16 protein-coding genes are annotated in these 14209 nt (G+C 34.5%); 7 read left to right on the forward strand and 9 right to left on the reverse strand.

Features of this window, described 5'->3' with window-relative positions:
* Positions 1 to 168 precede the first annotated feature (168 nt).
* Both AC4CVF_RS04355 and AC4CVF_RS04360 read right to left on the reverse strand, forming a co-directional pair.
* Positions 169 to 1074, reverse strand: a complete 906-nt coding sequence (locus tag AC4CVF_RS04355) for a DMT family transporter (protein WP_336954011.1) — start codon at positions 1072 to 1074, stop codon at positions 169 to 171.
* Complete coding sequence (locus AC4CVF_RS04360; RefSeq protein WP_490789910.1) at positions 1071 to 1649, reverse strand: TetR/AcrR family transcriptional regulator; 579 nt, start codon at positions 1647 to 1649, stop codon at positions 1071 to 1073. The genes AC4CVF_RS04355 and AC4CVF_RS04360 overlap by 4 nt, the downstream gene beginning before the upstream one ends.
* 395 nt (positions 1650 to 2044) lie before the next feature.
* Here AC4CVF_RS04360 and AC4CVF_RS04365 point away from each other — a divergent pair, with 395 nt between their 5' ends.
* Positions 2045 to 2527 carry a hemerythrin domain-containing protein gene (locus AC4CVF_RS04365; RefSeq protein ID WP_336954008.1) on the forward strand — a complete coding sequence of 161 codons (483 nt, stop codon included), beginning with the start codon at positions 2045 to 2047 and terminating at the stop codon, positions 2525 to 2527.
* A 515-nt stretch (positions 2528 to 3042) separates the two neighbouring features.
* On the opposite strand, the gene AC4CVF_RS04370 is transcribed toward AC4CVF_RS04365, so the two are convergent.
* Complete coding sequence (locus AC4CVF_RS04370; RefSeq protein ID WP_490788982.1) at positions 3043 to 3222, reverse strand: Imm41 family immunity protein; 180 nt, start codon at positions 3220 to 3222, stop codon at positions 3043 to 3045.
* A 2065-nt stretch (positions 3223 to 5287) separates the two neighbouring features.
* On the opposite strand from AC4CVF_RS04370, the gene AC4CVF_RS04375 reads away from it, so the two are divergent.
* The 3 genes from AC4CVF_RS04375 to glnA all read left to right on the forward strand — a co-directional run bounded on the left by AC4CVF_RS04375 (position 5288) and on the right by glnA (position 8746).
* Complete coding sequence (locus tag AC4CVF_RS04375; protein WP_419360504.1) at positions 5288 to 6229, forward strand: hypothetical protein; 942 nt, start codon at positions 5288 to 5290, stop codon at positions 6227 to 6229.
* A gap of 134 nt (positions 6230 to 6363) precedes the next feature.
* Positions 6364 to 6897, forward strand: coding sequence for a GTP-binding protein (locus AC4CVF_RS04380; RefSeq protein ID WP_336954005.1), 534 nt, complete (start codon positions 6364 to 6366; stop codon positions 6895 to 6897).
* Between the two features lie 433 nt (positions 6898 to 7330).
* Positions 7331 to 8746: a type I glutamate--ammonia ligase gene (gene glnA, locus AC4CVF_RS04385; RefSeq protein WP_336954004.1), complete on the forward strand. Its 1416-nt coding sequence runs from the start codon at positions 7331 to 7333 to the stop codon at positions 8744 to 8746.
* Between the two features lie 342 nt (positions 8747 to 9088).
* On the opposite strand, the gene AC4CVF_RS04390 is transcribed toward glnA, so the two are convergent.
* The 5 genes from AC4CVF_RS04390 to AC4CVF_RS04410 all read right to left on the reverse strand — a co-directional run bounded on the left by AC4CVF_RS04390 (position 9089) and on the right by AC4CVF_RS04410 (position 12436).
* Positions 9089 to 9496, reverse strand: coding sequence for a DUF3106 domain-containing protein (locus tag AC4CVF_RS04390; protein WP_336954003.1), 408 nt, complete (start codon positions 9494 to 9496; stop codon positions 9089 to 9091).
* Entirely contained in the window at positions 9486 to 9812 is a 327-nt protein-coding gene (locus AC4CVF_RS04395; protein ID WP_336954001.1) for a hypothetical protein, read from the reverse strand. Before AC4CVF_RS04395 ends, AC4CVF_RS04390 begins: the two co-directional genes overlap by 11 nt.
* Complete coding sequence (locus AC4CVF_RS04400) at positions 9805 to 10419, reverse strand: RNA polymerase sigma factor (RefSeq protein ID WP_336954070.1); 615 nt, start codon at positions 10417 to 10419, stop codon at positions 9805 to 9807. The genes AC4CVF_RS04395 and AC4CVF_RS04400 overlap by 8 nt, the downstream gene beginning before the upstream one ends.
* Before the next feature lie 155 nt (positions 10420 to 10574).
* On the reverse strand, positions 10575 to 11351 hold the full coding sequence (locus AC4CVF_RS04405) for a TrmH family RNA methyltransferase (protein WP_336954000.1): 777 nt from the start codon (positions 11349 to 11351) through the stop codon (positions 10575 to 10577).
* A 110-nt stretch (positions 11352 to 11461) separates the two neighbouring features.
* Complete coding sequence (locus tag AC4CVF_RS04410) at positions 11462 to 12436, reverse strand: class 1 fructose-bisphosphatase (RefSeq protein WP_314338101.1); 975 nt, start codon at positions 12434 to 12436, stop codon at positions 11462 to 11464.
* A 175-nt stretch (positions 12437 to 12611) separates the two neighbouring features.
* Here AC4CVF_RS04410 and AC4CVF_RS04415 point away from each other — a divergent pair, with 175 nt between their 5' ends.
* The 3 genes from AC4CVF_RS04415 to AC4CVF_RS04425 all read left to right on the forward strand — a co-directional run bounded on the left by AC4CVF_RS04415 (position 12612) and on the right by AC4CVF_RS04425 (position 13471).
* Positions 12612 to 12797: an NF038105 family protein gene (locus AC4CVF_RS04415; RefSeq protein WP_004724542.1), complete on the forward strand. Its 186-nt coding sequence runs from the start codon at positions 12612 to 12614 to the stop codon at positions 12795 to 12797.
* Between the two features lie 73 nt (positions 12798 to 12870).
* Complete coding sequence (locus tag AC4CVF_RS04420) at positions 12871 to 13287, forward strand: SMI1/KNR4 family protein (RefSeq protein WP_419360503.1); 417 nt, start codon at positions 12871 to 12873, stop codon at positions 13285 to 13287.
* A complete protein-coding gene (locus tag AC4CVF_RS04425; protein ID WP_419360501.1) occupies positions 13262 to 13471 on the forward strand; it encodes a hypothetical protein in 210 nt (69 codons plus the stop codon). The genes AC4CVF_RS04420 and AC4CVF_RS04425 overlap by 26 nt, the downstream gene beginning before the upstream one ends.
* A gap of 162 nt (positions 13472 to 13633) precedes the next feature.
* On the opposite strand, the gene pal is transcribed toward AC4CVF_RS04425, so the two are convergent.
* A complete protein-coding gene (gene pal / locus AC4CVF_RS04430) occupies positions 13634 to 14203 on the reverse strand; it encodes a peptidoglycan-associated lipoprotein Pal (RefSeq protein ID WP_004822680.1) in 570 nt (189 codons plus the stop codon).
* Between the last annotated feature and the right edge of the window lie 6 nt (positions 14204 to 14209).

Below are 14209 nucleotides of genomic sequence, written 5' to 3' on the forward strand. Positions count from 1 at the left end.
ACACCACTTCTCCCAAACTATTAACCACTTCACTTGGCAAATCATTCGATTCAGCTGGCTGATCACTGATTACATAAAGAGATATACAAAAGTGGCAGAACGAAACGAGCTGATACAGAGCGAATTGATAAAGAAAAATTAGATGAAGCATGGCTCTTAGATTGAGGGCTACTTAGTTTTAGAAAGAAGCGCTAAGCACAATGAAATAAAAATCATGCCAATCCAACCAATGGGTGCCAATTTTTCCCCAACTAAAACAATAGCTAATATGGCAGCAACTAATGGCTCAAATAACGTTAAGGTAATCGCTTTACTTGCTGGGACAGTTTTTAATCCATATCCGAATAAGACATAACCTAAAAACATTGGAATGAGCATCATATAGCCAACCACATAAATATTTATATTTTCCTCAAACAAATTTGCACCAGTAAAAAATAATGTTGGCAGTAAAAATAGAGATCCAATACCAAATATTAGGCCCATAGAGGCTTTTGAATCTATACCTCTATCTATCAGTTTTTTGGCAATCCAAGAATATAACGCATAGGTAAGTCCTGCCAGAGCTCCTAAAAATATTCCTAGAATTTGTCTATCATTTGTAATCTGTTTTGACGAAATCGATGAATGACTTTCTCCAATTGATAATAAAATTACACCACTAATACCCAACACAAAACAAATAAACCACTTAATAGAAAGCTTTTTATGATCAAAAAATCTTTCTAAAAGAGCTGTAAATAGTGGTGCTGTGCCAATCGAAACGACTGTCCCGACTGTAATTCCCGCTAGATGCATTGAAGAATAAAATGCTAATGGGTAAATGAAAACAGAAATGACACCTATGGAAAGAATGATTAAATTAGAATTTATCTGAGTTATGTTATTTTTAATGTTCTTTCTAGCTAAAATTGCCTGTAAAAGGCCACCACCGCCCATTGCTGCTGCACCAATAGCAAGAGGACTAAGATTTGGGGCAAAAGTAGCTATTGTACCTGTAGTTCCCCAAAGAAATGCCGCTAAAAGAACTGCAATAAAACCATAACTAGAAGAATTCGAAATTGAATGATTCATTGAATGGCCTCTTGTTCTAGAATGCTAATTACAATTTTTTTGGCTGCTTTAATTTTTTGACTAGAACCTTCCAAACCAGCTCTCGCAATTGAACCCTCTAAAATAAAAGAAAACATTAATGCTATTTCATGAGCTTTTTCGTGATTTGAAATAAGCAGTGAGAGTTGATTTAAAATAATATTTTCAATTTCATCTTTATGTGATTTTATTGCCTTTCTTTCAACACTATTAGCAGGAAATTCAGCAGCTGCATTCAGTAATCCACATCCTCTAAATCCTTTTTCATAAGCAAACTCAGCATGATCTTGATATGCATCGAAAACAGCTAAAATACTTTCGAGGGGAGATTTAGCTTGAGCATTCCTTTTCTGATACAGAACCAGCCATTCTTGATGCCTAAATTCAACGTATGAAGAGATTAGAGCGGATTTAGTTGGGAAGTTGTTATACAGTGACATTTTCGCAACACCAGCCCTATCAGTAATTGTATTTATTCCTGTGTTAGCAATTCCATCGTTATAAAACAATGTAGCTGCAGCTTCTAAGATTTTTTCTTTAGCAGATTTAGTTTTCATATTAAAAATTAGGTAGACCGATATACCTAATATAAACTTGTCGCAATTAATTTCAACATTTTTATTTTGGGAATATGACCTAGGGAGCAGAGCGAAGCGGTTTTTAAGGCAGGCTTGCTCTAAACTCTTAAAATTAGAATTAGGGTAGGGTAACGAAATCACGCTATGGCTCATTGATACTGTTTGAACATACAATGAGTGTAGTACTTTGAATGATGAGCAGAATAAAGCCTTAAGTCGATGTTTTTTTTAATTGATTTTTAAATTTTATAGATCATACTATATAATTAGTAATTACAATTAAAATACTATTGAAACAAGAATCAAATAATAAATATAAGTTTATCCATTAAGATTGAATATGAAATTAATTTTTCCATCAATAGGATAAAAGTATGAGCCATAGTAAGCAACTCACCATATTTGATGTCTTAAAATTTAGTCATGAAAAACAAAGAGAGTTATCTGATAAGTTAATTGAAACCACTGGTAACTCAGAAGAAAGAAAACATTATTTTTCATTATTAAAAAATGAATTATTTGCACATGCTGTGGCTGAAGACAGGTATTTTTACATACCTCTTATGATGACAGATGCAGGTTTAAATATAACAAGGCATGCTTTGTCTGAGCATCATGAAATAGATGAGCTACTTGAACAACTGACTGAAAATGAATTCAATAACCCCAGTTGGTTACGTATAGCAAAACAGCTACGTAAGCTGGTACATCATCATTTAGATGAAGAAGAGCATAAATTTTTCCAGCAATCTGGCAAAATTTTAAAAGATGATGATAAAGTAAGCTTAGCGAAAAAGTATCAACATGAATACGATAAATATATTGATAAAGACAAAATGAGTTTAGTAAACCAATGATTTGAACGTATTAAATTTAGATAGGGCAGATTTGAAAATGAAAAATCAAATTAATTGGTTTAGCTCTTTTCTCAGTTGCTTCGGTTCACGGGTACATAGGCAGTTTAGAAATAGATTTAATAAACTTTAATCGTCCAATTTTTAGTAAATTAATTTCTTAGACAGCTTATCTCGGCTCATAGATCACTTTCGATCTTTGAAATCACTTGGATTTACATAAATTTTTGATTTACAACTTATGAACATGTACCTGATCTTGAAAGATTGAGTAAAGCATGATCCTTTAAGTGAGGGACGTTTCATTTAACACTGATTATGTTGAAGTAAAAGCAAGTAAAGGATTAGTTTTTTCAAAAATGCTTTGCCTTGGCATTATTTGGGAGAAATAACCCTCAAATACTAGTTGAATTCTTTCCCTAAATTCATAAATTAATGCTAGTTCCAAACTCCTTATTTTAAAGGAGTCATTCTTATCTAAATGAGAGCTTAGGGAAAGCATAATAAAGCTATAAATCCTAAAAACTTCCCAATCTAATTTCAGATGAATTTTTTTTAAGATTATAAATCCTCCATTCTAAAAGCCAATATTCCTCCATATCCCATATTTTTTCTTCATGCAACATTCCTATAAATGATAATTTATCATAAAAGTCATTATTAGGAAAATTGCGCAGTATAATTATTTTTACATTCATAATTTATGTTATTTAAACTTTTTCTAAAATTAATATAATATGATTTATGCGAATCTATAAAATAATGATGTGTTTTGTTAAAAAATAAAGACTTTAACTTGATAAGCTAAACACACTTATCAGGAGTTTACCATAAGCAAAACAAAAGTTTTATACAGTGGAGTTTAAGCTGAAAACATAAAAATTAATCGAAAAAATGAGGAAAATGCTTCAGAAATCGCAAGACAGCTTGGTATATTCATGCAAACTCTTTCAAATTGGTACAATAAAGTCAAATATGTAACACTGGTTGCTATATATCAGTACTGGGAATGTGTCACATCTCAATTATACAAGATCAAATTAATCCAAACAGATTTAATGTTTCATAAGTGCAGTGAACAATTTCATTGAGTGTTTTTTTGTCTATTTTTCTTTTCTTAAGCTTTTTTGATTCAGTCATCTATGTAGTATTTTATTAAATTCTTATGGGAAATGACGAATGTTAAATTATCTTAAGAGCTTTAATACTATTAATACCTATTTGATTCTCTCCTCTATTTTATTGGCCATTGTGTTAGGTTTAGATTATTTCTGATCAGTTCTCTCGATTGGTCGAATCATTATTTATCAGCAATTATAGTTTCGCATTTACAGAGACTCTGAATTAATTTTAGGGAATTATTTTGTTACGTTATAACGTATTTGTTTTTGATTTCTGCCTATGAAATTCAGCTATAGTATATATGTGTATGACTCACACACTTCATGTTTTATCTCCGAGAACCCACTGAAAGGTGGGTTTTTTTATATCAGCCTACGACAATTCATAAATGTTAAATTGTTGTTGAAGATTAGGAAAGATGAACAGTTAGTGCTTGAAAATTCGGTCAACTTATAGAAAAAAGCCCACGTGATGGCTATTTTTCGCATTCAATCTTAATTAATGTAAAGACGCATAAATTTTAGCTTTCAGGACGTATAGGGTAAGGTTGATAAGCTGACAAGTTAAAAAGAAAATAGTTTTAAAGGGTGATTAGACATCTTTTTACTACTAAATTTTAAAGGTGCTCGTTATAATTAGTATATGAAAATTGATAAAGTTCAATATATAAGATTTACTGTTTAGCTAAATACTCTTTTATAACTATGCTTAAAAACCTATTTCTTAAATTTTATTAAGTTTATTTTACTCATTTTAATACTTAAAAATTTGAAACTTCTCTGTTTGTCATATATTGTTAAATTATAGAAAATTTTTAATTAATTGAAGAAGATTTAATTGATATTTTCTAAAGTTGAAATATTCAAACATATTATTTTCAATTATTTATTAAGAATAAGTAAGAGCAAAATTATAAAAAGGTAAATAAGTGAAAATATAATAGATGCTTTAATGTTGTTATTTGTATCTAATCAAATTCATGCAGCCATAACATGTGGGATAACTGCGTCGTCACATTAAAATCTTAACAGTATTTATAAATCTAGTATTTACACGCTTCCAATCCGAGTAACACTTATTATATTCCTGATCAATCTGATATTAAAAATAATAATAATCATGATTATATTTAAAATCTAGCAATTCAAGCAAATACAACGACTGAAGCCCTAACGAGTCTAGGCTTTATTCACCCGTTAAATAGTGTGAGATATGCTGGTGCTGTTGAATACATTGATATTCATTTAACTGCTCTTTTTGGAAATGGAGTAGCTTAAGAAATAAGGTTAACTTATTAAAACACAATTTATGCATGAGTTCGATATTAATATACAAATGTTATTAATATTTTTAAATAAAATATTTAGTTTTATTAAAATTAATCGGAATTGTTTCTAACCCGTGATGTCACTTTTTTAGCTATTTTTAAATTAAACTATTGAAATTTAATACTATATATTATCTTGACTGCTTGAGTTTCATGATTACTTCAAATGTTTTTAATAACTATTCTTGTAATTTATACGCTTAATAGTATATTAAATTTGTAGATATTTTTTACCGCATCTATAGTGTTTTATATTTTATTTTTTAATAAAAATGATAAACTGTTCACACTTTATATAAGGCCGTGAGGGCTAAATGAAAGAAGAAGTAAAAATCGCTATATTCGGTTTAAGTTTAAATGTGCTTGATGCAATTAAGCAAAAGATACGATCTATGTATGATGACTCACTTCAAGTAAGTTGGGCGAATATTGCTGATCCTCATTTAGATATTCTTCTTGTGAATGATATGTTTTTTAGTTCGCCAACAATTCAGAATTTGATTGGTGTTAAGAAAGTCCCATACTTGCGTCTGATTAATAAGAACGAAAAATCAGGGCAAATCGAAGGAGATAAACTATATCTACCTTTTTCAGCTTCAGATGAAATTCGAAAATGGTTTAAAGACCGTTATTTACACGTACCTGTCAGTGAAAAAACCGTCAAAATTGTCAATCAAATTTCAAAAAAAGCTGATTTAAACAAGGTGGTAGCTGAGCTTTCTAATGAACGGAATGGTAACGTTCAAGTATTCGACTCAAAAGGCAACATCGCATTAGTCAATATTCGTACACAACAAGTTTGGGTAGACGCGCTACGAAAAGTTCAAGGGACGGATGTTTCTTTAAATTTTACTTATGCCACTATGCAAATGGCGCAGTCTGTCAGTATTTTCCAAGGGGTAGAGCTAAAATCATGGTTATGGAATTTATTGTGGTATTCAGATGATGTCAATATTCAAATCAGTTCTAGTGATTATTATAAACTCGTAGATTGGCCACAACCGAATCATCAAAATGAACGCCAAATGGTTTTTAAAATTGCAGCGTGTTTTGAATTGGGGGCAAGTATTGCTCAGGTGGCTCAGAAAACAGGCTATAGCAAAGCGCAATTAGCTAAATTTGTTTCAATTGGCATAATGACCAATGCGTTGAAAAAAATAGCAGTGGAAGATGCAAAATTACTTACTGAAGAAAAACCATCTTCAGGCATTTTAGGTGGCTTTTTTGGTAAGTTAAGAAAAAAATTAGGGCTTTAACTGTGTAAAGAGTATGCGAACCCAATAAGGCTTCTAAAAATTAACCTTTTAATCAAGTTTGTTTATACTGACACGATAAGTAAATGTATAACCAGTTTATATGATGCCGTGATCAGTTCCAAATAGGTGATGATGTGATCTTACAAAAGTATAAAATTGTTTTTGGCGGTAAAATGGGCGCAGGTAAAACAGAAGCAATAAAATCATTATCTGAAATTTCAGTCTTATCTACAGAAGCACAAAATACAGATGAGCAAGCACATAATAAGGCATTGACCACTGTCGGGATTGACTATGGTGAAATTAAATTAGATGAAGGCGTTATTGTTGGATTATATGGAACGCCAGGGCAGAATCGCTTTGATTTTGTTTGGTCAGTGATATGTAAAGGTGCAATCGGAGCAGTTGTGCTGATTGACCATACGCAAAAAGATGCACTTGAAGATTTAAAATTTTATTTTCAAAGTTTTAAGGAACATTTAAACAATATTGTGGTTGGTATAACCCATATAGATGAAAATCCTCAATATCTGTTAAAACCTTATAAAGATTGGATGCAATTAAATCAATTAACCATGCCAATTTTTGCGGTGGATGCCAGAAAAAAAGATGATGTATTGGTAATGGTTGAAGCACTCATTGCAAGAGCTGAAGTAGAATTTGGCTAATTGTAGATCGTAGGTAATATAATTACATCGCTGTATAGAGGGAGATATAGATAAATGTTAAAGGCGTATTGCTACCTTATATGCCTTATTTTAATGCTTTTGAAATAAAAAATTGTCATCATCTTAAAAAATAGTCGATAAAAAGCGTTGTTCGCGCAATATAAGCACCAAGATAAAACATTTTATTTAGTTTGCACGAAAATAGTGCGTTTAAATTGTGCGTAATAATTTTAAAATGATAAGTATGTTTGAATATGGTGCAATTCTATTTGCACTCAGTATAATAGACGGAATTTAAGTATTGCTAAGCTTATTTTCTGATAAGAAATTCAATATTTTAGCAATTATTTTAAAAGTTGGTATGCTACTTGCTATATAAATACCAACTACTAACACGCACTTCACAAGTGCAACAAAAATTCATTGGAGCAAAATGAGCATGGCGAACAAGGTCCTTCAACTCATACAAGAAAGTGGCGCAAAATGGGTCGATTTTCGCTTTACTGATACTAAGGGTAAAGAGCAGCACGTAAGCTACCCATCAGATACTATCGATGAAGATACTTTTGAAGATGGTAAAATGTTTGATGGTTCTTCAATTGCTGGTTGGAAAGGCATTGAAGCATCTGACATGATTTTACGTCCAGATCCTGAAACTGCTTTCCTTGATCCGTTCTTTGCTGAAGCAACCATCGTCGTTACTTGTGATGTTATTGAACCGTCTACTGGTCAAGGTTATGACCGTGATCCACGTTCGATTGCTCGTCGTGCGGAAGAATACCTAAAATCAACAGGTATTGGTGATACTGCATTCTTTGGTCCAGAGCCAGAATTCTTCGTTTTTGATGAAGTTAAATGGGACATCGATATGTCTGGCGCTCGCCATACATTAATCGCTGAAGAGGCTGCTTGGTCTACAGGTAAAGACTACGAAGCAGGTAACTCAGGTCACCGTCCTCGTGTTAAAGGTGGTTACTTCCCAGTTCCTCCAGTAGATTCTTCACAAGATATGCGTGCAGAAATGTGTGCTCGTATTGAAGATATCATGGGCCCTGGCCGTGTAGAAGTACACCATCACGAAGTTGCATCTTGCCAATTAGAAATTGGTGTAAGCTTCAATACTATGGTGCGTAAAGCTGACGAAGTTCAACAGTTCAAATATGCTGTTTGGAACGTTGCGCATCAATATGCAAAAACTGCGACGTTTATGCCTAAACCAATGGTTGGTGATAACGGTTCAGGTATGCATGTTCATATGTCTATCTCTAAAGATGGCAAGAACTTGTTTGCTGGTGATGAATATGCTGGTCTTTCAGAAATGGCGCTTTACTTTATCGGTGGTATCATCAAGCATGCTCGTGCATTGAATGCGATCACAAACCCTTCTACTAACTCGTATAAGCGTTTGGTTCCTCACTTCGAAGCTCCAATTATGCTTGCTTATTCTGCACGTAACCGTTCTGCTTCGATTCGTATTCCATACGTTTCTAGCCCTAAAGGTAAACGTATTGAAGCACGTTTCCCAGATCCAATGATGAACCCATACTTAGGTTTTGCGGCATTATTGATGGCTGGTCTTGATGGTATTCAAAACAAGATCCACCCAGGGGAAGCAGCTGATAAAAACTTATATGATCTTCCTCCTGAAGAAGAAGCTAAAATCCCAACAGTTGCACATAGTCTTGATATGGCCCTTGAAGCACTTCAAGCGGATCATGAGTTCCTTCTTAAAGGTGGTGTATTCACAAAAGAAATGTTGGATGCATACATCGAACTTAAAACTGAAGATGTACGTCGTTTAAATACAACGACTCACCCAGTTGAATTTGATATGTACTATAGCTTGTAATTCGTTTTCGAATTTAAGTGATGAAAAACCTGCCTTGTGCAGGTTTTTTTATGCCTGAAAATTAGAAATAGGAGTGTTTTTAGTAAACAGATAATAGTCAACCTGTTAAAAAACACATACATAAGAATATAATTTCTCTTAATGAATATTTTTTTAATTAAATCAATTGGTGAAGAAATTAAATTATTTGATTATAAAAAGTTTGCAATGCCATATTTGCTTAGAAAGTTTGAATAAATTTGCGAAGGTGATGCCTCTCTTTTCAGAGATTGAGGAGGATTTTAAAGGGTAAAAAGCCAGTTAAACTTTAACTGGCGATGAATAAAATATAAAAAAGAATGCTTAATGTGAACCCGTTATACTTTGTTGATACTTCACCATATATTGTTCACGAATTTCATTGCGCTCATCAGTGGTCGATGCTTTTTGCATTTTTTTGCGCATCTCATTACGTTCAGATGTACTCATTTGCTGCCATACTTCACGCATTTTTTGTTTTTCTTGTTCAGGAAGCTGAGTAAACCAATCCATGCGCTGTTGCAGTGCTGCACTTTGATCAGTGGGAATTTCTTTTAAATTTTGATAGCGCTTAATCAATGCCTTTTGTTCTTCCTCAGAAAGGGCATCCCATGTTTCGTTAACTTGACTAGTTGCATCTTTAGAAAATATCCAAAAACGTTCAAATCCAGCAAAACTTGTTTGTAGAAAACCAATAGCACAAAATGCCAAAGCTAATTTTCTAGCTGCCATGAGAATTTTTATCCTCACCAAATACAGACAACATATCTAAATCTTCCATCATTTGGGGTGAAAGTTTAGGACTAATAACCACTTGTTGTGGGGCTTGCGATTCTGGTGATATATCAAAAGCGTTTGGAATCACAACAAAACCAGTAATAGCTGCAGCAAGTGCAAAGCCTGTCATTTTCCAGTGACCAAAACGTGACGTTTGCTTGTCTTGAATATGGTCAAGCACATTATTCATCACCACTGCTTTATTGCGGTGATTACGTGCAACCTCATCCAATTTTGCCGTCACTTGTTTGGTGAAATCATCATTATTCATGTGATGAACCTCCATACGGATTTAAATGTGAGAGCGAAGTTCTTAGTCCTTGAATAGCTCTGTGATAATGAGTTTTTACACTACCTTCTGTACAGTTCATAATAGATGCAGTGGTTTGAGTATCAAATCCTTCCCAAGCGCGTAACATAAATGCTTGTTGCTGGCGTACCGGGAGGCGGCTAATGGCTTCTTGAATTTCCTCAACGGTGACATCTTGATCTAGAAATTGAAGTGGATTGGGTGTGGATTCATCCACAATTTCCATTGCCTCTTCATCATCAGAATCTAAATCAATTTTTCGAAATAACGAAAATGGAGAAGCACGTCGTGCTTCCTTACGTCGCCAATCTTGTAATTTGTTATTTAAAATTGTATAGAACAGTGGATACCATTCTTCAGTAGATTTATCTGCATAAGCTTTATGTAAGGAAATAAACGCTTCCTGAACCAAATCCATCGCAATCCCATTGTGACCTTGGGTTGCATTTTCCATCATCACTAAGGCACGACCCGTCACGTCCTGCATGAAAAAACGCAGGCGCTGTTCACTCGTACTCGTTTGAGCACTTGCTGTTTCAGACTGTGACTTCTTTGGTGCTAAGTCCATAGAGATGGAAAATCCCGTCATGGGTACCCACCATTATTTTAACTTCATACCTATATAACGTTAAAAAAATGGTTTGGGTTGACATGTAAATCAATTATTTTTTTCAGTTTAAATGATTTTTTCCAATAACGGGCAATATTTAAAATAAATTAACCTTATAGTCGTTGTCTAACCATTTCAAAGAAACAAATCGATCCAGCAACGGCAACATTGAGTGATTCTTGACCACCAGGTTGTGGAATAGATACGGCTTCTGCGCGTTTAAGGGCGAAATCTGAAACGCCTTGACCTTCGTTACCTAAAATCCAAACACATTGTTTGCGTAGGTTTTTAGTGTAAAGACTCTCTGCCTGATGTGAACTGGTGACATACACAGGAATTTTAAATTGCTTGAGTAAGTCTTCAAGGATCACGTTTTCATAAGTTTGTAATGAAAAATGAGCCCCCATACCAGCACGTAATACCCGTGGTGACCATAATGATGCGGAACCTTTGGTACAGACAATTTGTTCAATACCCGCAGCGGCCGCTGATCTGAGTAATGTACCTACATTGCCTGGGTCTTGGACATTTTCAAGAATTAGCGTGTCTTCAGTAAAGTTCAGTGCCTGAGTTGAACTCGGTAAATCCACAATGGCTAGACATGCAAGGCTGGTTCCAAGGGTACTTAAATCCTTGTATAAAGATTCACCGACCACAAACACAATACCTTGATATTGGTCAAGGATACTACCTAAATCTTCATGATCTAAGGCATGTTCAGTGGTGAAAATTGAATTAATTTTTCGACCTTTTTCTAACCATGCAAGCGTAAGGTGCGTTCCCTCAAGTACAGTTTGTCCTTGTTTTTTACGGTAAGTATTTTGTTCAATTAAACCTCTGAGATGTTTAATTTTGGGATTATCTTTTGATTCAAGGAAAATTGTAGGCATGGGAGAGTACGTCCAAAAAATTAAGTAGGGTCTGTGATCATTCTATAAAGAAATTGCAACAGACCCTAGCTGGCGTTACTCCCTAAATAGAGAGTAAGAAAAGAGAAGAATTAGTTGTGGTAGCTGGTAACAAGCTCAACTTCATTCTTAGAACCAATGATAACAGGAACACGTTGATGTAACTCAGTCGGTTGAATCTCTAAAATACGTGTACGACCAGTAGTCGATGCGCCGCCAGCTTGTTCCATTAACATACTCATTGGGTTGGCTTCATACATTAAACGTAGACGACCTGCTTTTTTAGGATCTTTAGTATCGTATGGATATAAGAAAATACCGCTACGACATAAAATACGATGAATATCACCCACCATACACGCCACCCAACGCATATTGAAATCTTTTTCACGTATAGATGTTTTACCTGCTTGTAGTTCATCGATATAACGTTTTACAGGCGCTTCCCAATGACGTTGGTTTGAAGAGTTAATCGCAAACTCTTTGGTATCCGCAGCCACTTGAATATTTTCAGAAGTGAGTAAGAATTGCTTTTCTTCAGGGTCGTAAGTGAAGAACACAACGCCCGCACCAACGGTCAAAGCCATCATTGTCGATGGGCCATAAAGTACATAACCTGCTGAAACTTGTTGAATCCCTGCTTGCATGAAGTCCTCAGCTTGCGTTACGGCATTTTGCGCAGGAAGGATAGAAAAAATTGTTCCTACACACATGTTAATGTCAATATTGCTTGAACCATCTAATGGATCAAATAAAACCAAATATTTACCATTTTCTTGAGCTGGGGTAAATTCATCTAATTCTTCAGATGCGAGTCCACCTACATTTGGATTGGCTTTTAAAGCATCAATCAAATAATCATTTGAAATCACATCAAGTTTTTTTTGCTCTTCACCTTGTACATTTTCATGTTGTGCACTCCCCAAGACACCAGCTAAAGCACCTTTCTGTAAAGCCTGATCGATGGTTTTGCAGGTATTGGCAATTGTTTCAATCACATTGGCAAGTTCAGGTGTTAGGTTCCCTTGTTGTTGTTCTAAATATTGGGATAGGGTGCGATATGACATATCAGAGGTGCTCCAAAAGCGATAAATTTTTACAAACCAAATAATGGAGGCTATTTTAGATGAGTTCAGCTCAAAATAGAAATTATCCTGTGTTATTTGTCGTGAAATTACCCTTGAAAGTATTTTAGAAAGTGTTATGTTGAATATACGTACAATAGCGTATAGGAGCACTGACATGACAACGACAAAGTTTGAAGCGACTCCGACTCCAAATGAAAGCATTGATTTAAAAGATATTAGTGCTGAAAAAGTGAAAGAAGCATGGAAGAATTACGAAGCTAAGCCTGAATTCAAGGAATTCAATAAGCATGACATGATTGAATCTATGCAAAGCCCCAAGCCAGATGAGTCAAAGGCTTAATCAATAAAAGCGTTCATTGCGATATGAGCGCTTTTTCTATTTATTTCATATTCATTCCGAACAATAAATCTTCATGATAGAGATTGATCACAAAACAGACATTATCATTCCGTTTAATAAAATTGGTGAACCGGGGTGGGAAGTTAAAACTCACCTAATTTTAGAATCTCTTGCTGATTTAAATAATGATGAGATCGCACCTGCAATTGATGATGAGAAAATTTTAAAACTTGAACAGCGTTTAAATTGTCGCTTACCTGAATCTTTAAAGATCTTCTATCAACACTTTGGGATTGCTGATATTGGTGAACAATTGCAGCAATTTGATGATATTGGCTACTTAAAAGATATTTGGGCAAATGCGCCGCAATATGCGCCTGAATTTAGTCAGGTCGATTTAGCAGTTTTACCTCATCTGATTACATTTAGTGATTATCTTGGTAATGGCAATATGTTTTGCTTTCATGATCAAAGAAATCTATTTCTTTGATCATGATGATATGCCTTATTTAAGTAGAATACTGGACTGCGTGGATGACTATATTAAAGGTTGTTTGATTTTAGTGCAGTCTGAGTTTTTTGCTGAAGCGCATCCAGATGAAGTGGATGAATGGGCAGAAGAAAGGTTTATTGTGTTATTTAATGAGAAAATACTTAAGAAATGGCGTTATTAATATAAATCACCTTGAACATGGTAAGAAGTTTTCTTAATTTACCTTACTAAATCTGGTCTTTATCTTGAAATGGGAAAGCGCTGAATAAGAATAACTTCTGGTAAAAATGCCCAATTCAATTGGGCATTTTTTATGGTCTATTTTAATAATGTAACTTTGGCATTATTTCAAAAGAGGAGGAACAGCTTCGTAGTTGATTTCAACACGGCGGTTTTCTTTCCAAGCAGCTTCATCATGACCAGCATTGATCGGCATTTCTTTACCGTAGCTTACTGCTTCTAATTGGTTTGCTTTAACACCATTGGTGATCAGGTAGCTTTCAACAGCTTTAGCACGACGCTCACCTAAAGCCATGTTGTACTCACGCGTACCACGTTCATCTGTATGACCTGTTAATGCCACTTTAGAGTTGGCATTGGCAATTAAGAACTGCGCATGTGCTTGTAGTGTTTGGTAGTCATCATTGGAAAGATCACTACTGTCATAATCAAAATGTACCACACGTTTTGCTAAAAATGCTTTATTGGCTTCAGTCACGCCTTTAGATGAAGCACCATTTAAATTTTGTGCATTTAAAGCAGCATCTTCACTTAAACCACTGGTATTTACTGTCGTCGCACTATTTGGATTGGTTCCTGATTCTACAGTGGCAGCAGGTTTACGGCTTGCACAACCTGTCATCACCAAGCTTGCTGCTAATAAGGGTAAAGCTAGATATTGAATTGACTTCATGTTGAT

Source organism: Acinetobacter sp. LipI_19 (assembly GCF_058242925.1).

Bases quoted from the DNA above. Each gene is read 5' to 3' on its own strand.
- AC4CVF_RS04355 (WP_336954011.1), bottom strand. From the start codon at position 1,074: ATGAATCATTCAATTTCGAATTCTTCTAGTTATGGTTTTATTGCAGTT.
- AC4CVF_RS04360 (WP_490789910.1), bottom strand. From the start codon at position 1,649: ATGAAAACTAAATCTGCTAAAGAAAAAATCTTAGAAGCTGCAGCTACA.
- AC4CVF_RS04365 (WP_336954008.1), top strand. From the start codon at position 2,045: ATGAGCCATAGTAAGCAACTCACCATATTTGATGTCTTAAAATTTAGT.
- AC4CVF_RS04370 (WP_490788982.1), bottom strand. From the start codon at position 3,222: ATGAATGTAAAAATAATTATACTGCGCAATTTTCCTAATAATGACTTT.
- AC4CVF_RS04375 (WP_419360504.1), top strand. From the start codon at position 5,288: ATGAAAGAAGAAGTAAAAATCGCTATATTCGGTTTAAGTTTAAATGTG.
- glnA (WP_336954004.1), top strand. From the start codon at position 7,331: ATGAGCATGGCGAACAAGGTCCTTCAACTCATACAAGAAAGTGGCGCA.
- AC4CVF_RS04390 (WP_336954003.1), bottom strand. From the start codon at position 9,496: ATGGCAGCTAGAAAATTAGCTTTGGCATTTTGTGCTATTGGTTTTCTA.
- AC4CVF_RS04395 (WP_336954001.1), bottom strand. From the start codon at position 9,812: ATGAATAATGATGATTTCACCAAACAAGTGACGGCAAAATTGGATGAG.
- AC4CVF_RS04400 (WP_336954070.1), bottom strand. From the start codon at position 10,419: ATGGACTTAGCACCAAAGAAGTCACAGTCTGAAACAGCAAGTGCTCAA.
- AC4CVF_RS04405 (WP_336954000.1), bottom strand. From the start codon at position 11,351: ATGCCTACAATTTTCCTTGAATCAAAAGATAATCCCAAAATTAAACAT.
- AC4CVF_RS04410 (WP_314338101.1), bottom strand. From the start codon at position 12,436: ATGTCATATCGCACCCTATCCCAATATTTAGAACAACAACAAGGGAAC.
- AC4CVF_RS04415 (WP_004724542.1), top strand. From the start codon at position 12,612: ATGACAACGACAAAGTTTGAAGCGACTCCGACTCCAAATGAAAGCATT.
- AC4CVF_RS04420 (WP_419360503.1), top strand. From the start codon at position 12,871: ATGATAGAGATTGATCACAAAACAGACATTATCATTCCGTTTAATAAA.
- AC4CVF_RS04425 (WP_419360501.1), top strand. From the start codon at position 13,262: ATGATCAAAGAAATCTATTTCTTTGATCATGATGATATGCCTTATTTA.
- pal (WP_004822680.1), bottom strand. From the start codon at position 14,203: ATGAAGTCAATTCAATATCTAGCTTTACCCTTATTAGCAGCAAGCTTG.